Here is a 5,786-nt window from a genome sequence, read left to right as displayed (position 1 = left end):
GCTTCATCACGACGAAGGCGGCAATCGAGTGCGCATTCTGGCGGAGTTCGGTGATGACGGCGGCTTCATCCACCGTTGGAAGCTGCAGGAGAGCCTGCTCGATTTCCCGCGTTTCGACGCGATAGCCGCGAACCTTGACCTGGTCGTCGCGGCGCCCGAGGAATTCAAGACTGCCATCGCTCGACAAACGGCCGATGTCGCCGGTGTGAAACAGGCGCTGGTCGGGGAAACCGGGAGCGTCGCGAAAATATTTCGCCGTTTCGGAAGGCTGGCGCCAATAGCCGTCGGCCAGAAAGGCACTGCGCACGACGAGTTCGCCGACAGCGCCCGGTTCGACCGGTTGCCCGTCCTCGTCGACGACCAGAAGAAACTTGTCGGCGACGGGTCGAGGCGCTGGCACCGTGCCTGGCGCAGGTGTCTCGCCCGGAGCCACCGATGCCACGGCGATGTGGCCGGCCTCGGTGGAAGAGAAACGATGGCGCAAGTCGCAGGACAGGGCGAAGTGGCGGCGCCATAGCTCGATGTCGGAAGCAATGACCGTCTGGCCTGCCAGCGCCACCAGCCGGACCGAGGGATGCAGGCCCTGGCCGTCGATCATCTCCAGATATTTGCGAAACAGCATGACGGGCGGGTGCAGCAGCGTGATGCGACGCTCGTCGATCCACGCGCCGAGATCGCCGAGACCGCGCGATGCGGCATCGTAGAGTTCCAGCGTGGCTCCATTTAGCAGCGCGCCGAAGACATCCGCCTCCGACGAGGCGAAACTGCAATAGGTCAGAAGAGACTGCCGGTCTGTGGGGGCCAACCCGTCATACCCTGCACAAAGCCAGGCCCTGTGCAGCACGGTGCGATGGCTTTTGACCACACCTTTCGGCCGCCCGGTGCTTCCCGATGTGTAGAAGATCGCGGCCGGGTCACGCGGCTCGACTGGAACGTGCAGCGCATCGGCGGAGTACCGCGCGTCGATGTCTTCCAGCAGCAGAAGCCGGCTTTCATCGCCGACAAGGTCCCGCGCTGCTGCAGCGTGAGCTGCGTCGGTCAGCAGCAGGTCCGGGGCGGCATCGCCGATGATGTCACGTTGCGCTTTGAGCGGCATAGCCGGATGGACGCACAGGAACGCCTTCGCCGCCTTGAGCACGGCCAGCGCGCATATCACCATCTCGGGCGAATGGTCGACAAGATAGGCGACGCATCCGTTCCCCGGCTGCGTGCGCTCGAGGATCGCCCGGGCCAGTTGATTGGTCCGCCGGTCGACCTCATCATAGGTCCATGGCCGGTCGCCGCCACCAATCGCCACGTGCGAGGCAAAGCTGCGCACCACTTTGTCGAAACGCGCCGGGATGCTCCCGTCCAGCTCGCTTCGATCGAATGTCGGCAGCTCAGCCATGGCTTTCGGCAAGCTGGTTTTCCCCGACGATCTCCAGTCCGGGATCGAACCCGGCCTTGCGGGCGTAGGCGAGGAGTGCCTTGTAAGTCGATGACCTCAGCCGCACACCTAGGCTCAGGCTCTCTTGCCTGGTGCGCAATTCCATTTCGCCCGGGATGAGGATTTCAGTGGCGTTTTCGGCGTGTTCACCATTCCTGGTCTGCTCGATGAGACGATCGACGCGTTCGGTGAAGTCGGCCAAGGGCATGAACCGCTCGGGATCGAGCGCCATGAAGAAATGGCCGTAATCCGGCGTGTGAGAGCCTTCGCGCAACCTGTCCTGATGGTGGTCGCTGCCAAAACCGGCGCCTGTGAGCACGCCGGCAAGCACTTCCATCACCATGGCCAGGCCATAGCCCTTGTGTCCGCCGATCGGTACGCCGAGCCCGGATGCGAGATCGCTAAGGTCTGTCGAAGGCCGCCCGAGCCGGTCCAGAATCCAGCCGGCCGGCAACGGACTGCCTTCGGCGACCGACAGGCCGATCTTGCCGCGCGGCGCTACGCTCATGGCGACGTCGAGAAGGATGGGAAAATGCCGCCCCGCCGGAATGCCGACGCCGAGCGGGTTGTTGCCGAATGTCGGCGTGACGCCGCCGGTCGGCGCCAGGATCAGCGGTCCGTTGGTCGTGCACAGGCCGATCAGCCCTTTCCGTGACGCCTGCCAGACATAGTGGCCGGCGGCGCCGAAATGGTTGGAGCGGCGGACACCGACAATGCCAACGCCGTGCCTGCCCGCCTTTTCGATGGCGAGGTCCATCGCCACCGTGCTGACCCACTGGCCGGGGCCGTTGTCGCCATCGATGCGCGCGATGGTGGCGCTGTCATGTTCGATGCGGATTTGCGGGTGCGAATTGATCTTGCCCGAGGCAATCCGCGTGGCGTAGCGAGGAATGCTGACAATGTCGTGCGTCGGCTGTCCGCGCAGGCTTGCCTCGAGCTGCACTTCGGTGACGATCGCCGCCCCCTGCGCGCTCAGTCCGGCCCGTGTCAGCGCTTCGCGGCCATAGGCACGGAGGCTTTCGATCGTCACCAGAACTTTCGCCGCGTCCGCACCCACCGGTGTAACCGCAACAGTTTGCCCAAGGCCCGCCCGGGAGGCAGCGTGCGCCAGATCGGCGATCGTCTGGTGCTGGTAGAGCTGACGCAGATCGATGGCCAAGCCGGCTTTGCCGGCTTCGACGACGATGTTGATGCTGAGGAGGGAGTTGCCGCCGAGATCGAAGAAATTGTCGTGCAGGCCCACCTCCTCCAGCCTCAGAACCTTCTTCCAGACCGCCACCAGGATCGTCTCGGCCTCCGCTCGCGCCACGCCATGCAACGCGACCTGGCCCAGGGGAGCTACGCCGGGAATTGACCGCGTCGCGGCTTGCGGCTGGCCGGCGAGCAGAGCCCGCCGGTCGATCTTGCCGTTTGGCGTGCGCGGCAAGCGATCCAGGATGACGATGCGTTGAGGCAGCATGTATCGCGGCAGCTGCCGCCGCAGAAAATCGCGCAGTTGCCGAGAGAGAGCCGACGCTTGCGCGTCATGCGGGGCATTGACCGCAACAAAGGCGACCAGGCGTTTGCGATCGCCGATATCGTCATCCTCGATGGCATCCTCGACAACACCGACGAGACATTCGCGTACCTCCGGATGCGTGTGGATCGCAGCCTCGATCTCACCCGGTTCGATACGGAAGCCGTGCATCTTGATCTGTTCGTCGGCACGACCGACAATTTCGATCGTCCCGTCAGGCAGGCAGCGCGCCAGATCGCCGGTTCGCTGCAACCGCTCGCCCGCGCTGAACGGGTTCGGCACGAGGTTGCCGGCCTCGGAGCCATTGATGTAGCCACTGCCGACACCCGCGCCGCCGATATACAGCTCGCCGCTGATGCCGACCGGAACCGGACGGCGGAATGGGTCCAGCACATAGGCCTGCGTATTGGCGATCGGCCGGCCGATCGGGATCATTGCCGCCGAGCCGGCCTCGACCGGAATGGGGTAGACCGTCACGATTCCCGTCGTCTCGGTCTGGCCAAACATGTTGATGAATTCTGTCGCCGGCTTGCAGAGGCGCCGCCATTTTTCGACCAGGGCGCCCGGCAGAGGCTCGCTGGCCGACAGCATCAGCCGCACCCGATTGTCGAGCAGTCTTTGGCGCACGGATGGATCGAGCGACATCAGCATATGCAGGCAGCCGGCCGAAAAGGACGGGACGAGATCCACCACCGACACGCGCTGGCGGCGCACCATCTCGAACAGCACATGCGGGTCGCTGATTTCCTCGACCGAAGCGATCGAAACCGTCGCACCGCACGACAAGGGAACGGCAAACTGCCGCATAGACGAGGAAAACGAAAACGAGGCGGTGTGCAAATAGATGTCGTCTGGTCCAAGTCCGATCGCGCGGACCATCGCCTCCGCGTAATGGCCGACATTCGCCTGCGTGATCATCGCGCCCTTGGGGCGGCCGGTGGAGCCCGACGTATAGATGACGTAGGCGAGCGCATCGGGTACAGCGATGACACCCGAATTGCCGGGATCCTGCTCCGCAACGGACGACCGGCAGGCGTCGATGCAAATGGCCGGCCTGGCGGCGGGTTGGCCCGATGCCTCCGGCTGAAACGCGGCGCCGAATTTCGGCAACAGCGACGTCTCGGTGATGAGCAGTGCCGCACCCGCATCGGCCAGCATGAAGGCAATGCGATCGGGCGGGTAGTCGGGATCGAGCGGCAGAAACGCGCCGCCCGCCTTCCACACGCCAAGCAGCACCGCCAGCACCTCGGCCGACCTTGGCAGGCAGACCGCCGTCAATGTCTCGCGGTCGACGCCGCAACTGCTGAAATAGCGCGCGAAGCGGTTGGCCCGCTCATTCAGCTCGCGATAGGTGAACCGCTGATCTTGGTCCAGCACGGCGACAGCATCGGGCGTTCGCTCGACCTGCGCCTCAAACAGCTGGATATAGTCCTGCCCCAACAGTTCTCGGGCTTGCGTGCGGTTCCAGTCGGTCTCGATCTGGCGACGATCGACCTCGGGCAACAGCGGCAATTGCGAAAGCGTTTGCGCGGGATCGCTTGCTATGCCTTCGAGCAAGGTCTGGAACTGCCGGGCCAGCCGATCGATGGCGGCTGGCTCATGGAGATCGGCGTTGAATTGCCAGGCCGCGACCATCCCGTCCGGGGTTTCCGACAGGTACAAAGCGAGGTCGAATTTCGCCATCGCCTTGTCGACGCTCAGCTTCCGTGCCGCAAGATCCTGCGCGAAATCGAAAGACGGTCCCGCCACATGATCCGGGACGTTCTGGAATGCGAACATGACCTGGAACAGGGGCATGTGGCCGGGATCGCGCGCGATCTTCAGTTGGTCAACGACGCGTTCGACGGGGACATCCTGATGCGCGTAGGCGTCGAGCGCCATCGAGCGGATGCGGCCGAGCAATTCGACGAAGGACGGGTCACCGCCCAGCGTCGTGCGCAAAACCAGCGTGTTGGCGAAGAAGCCGATGAGCGGCTCCAGTTCCTTCCTCGGGCGATTGGCGATCGGCACGCCGACGACGCAATCATCCTGACCGTTGTGGCGGAAGAGCAATGTCTTGAAGGCCGCCAGAAAGACCATGAACGCGGTCGCATCCTGGCTTCGGCCGAGGATTTTCAGGCGATCCGTCGTTTGACGATCGATCTCGACCTGAACCGTGCCACCGCGATGGGACTGGACCGCCGGGCGAGGCCGGTCCGTGGGCAGCGTGCAGGTCGGCGGCAGAGCCTTGAGTTGCCGGACCCAGTATGCGGTCTGGCGTTCGATTTCCACGGTCTCGATGCCGCGCTGCTGCCAGGTGGCGAAGTCGCCGAACTGCAGCGGCAGTTCCGCGAGCGGCAACGCCCTGTTGTCATGAAAGGCCTGGTAAAGCTGCTTCAGCTCGGCATGCAGCACACCGATCGACCAGCCATCGCAGATGATGTGGTGCATCGTCAGCAGCAAGGCATGGTCCTGCTCTGCCAGCCGAACCAGACTGGCGCGAAACAACGGACCTTGCGCCAGGTCGAACGGTGCAGCACTTTCCTCCGTCGCAGTGCGCATGGCCTCGGTGGTTCGCGCGTCCGCCGCGTGGCCGGTCAGGTCGATTATTTCCAGCCTGGTTTCCCGAAATCCGGAAACGACCTGGACCGGGTCGCCGTCGCGCAGGTGAAAGGTCGTGCGCAAGATGTCGTGGCGGCGGCGAATCTCATCGAGCGCCAACGCCAAGGCACGCTTATCGAGCGCGCCTCTCAGCCACAGCGAGGCCGACATGGTGTAAGCGCTGCCGGCGCCCATCCGGTCGAGAAAAAAGACGCGCTGCTGGGCTGAGGAAAGCGGTGCGGGCTCACCCTCCTGTCGGCGAGG

The 5,786-nt window shown here is 64.3% G+C and carries 2 protein-coding genes; both read right to left on the bottom strand.

The window, feature by feature from the left end; translation table 11 throughout:
• A partial coding sequence (locus EN935_RS19435; protein ID WP_206534542.1) for an AMP-binding protein occupies window positions 1-1,399 on the bottom strand: 1,399 nt, incomplete at its 3' end.
• The coding region (locus EN935_RS19430; RefSeq protein WP_127373534.1) for a non-ribosomal peptide synthetase at window positions 1,380-5,786 on the bottom strand (4,407 nt) is incomplete at its 5' end. The genes EN935_RS19430 and EN935_RS19435, both read right to left, overlap by 20 nt.

This window comes from Mesorhizobium sp. M7D.F.Ca.US.004.03.1.1, assembly GCF_003998635.1.
In the GTDB taxonomy this organism is placed as follows: domain Bacteria; phylum Pseudomonadota; class Alphaproteobacteria; order Rhizobiales; family Rhizobiaceae; genus Mesorhizobium; species Mesorhizobium loti.
The sequence above is the reverse complement of the archived record's forward strand: the minus strand, read 5'-3'. Positions and strand labels throughout refer to the sequence as shown.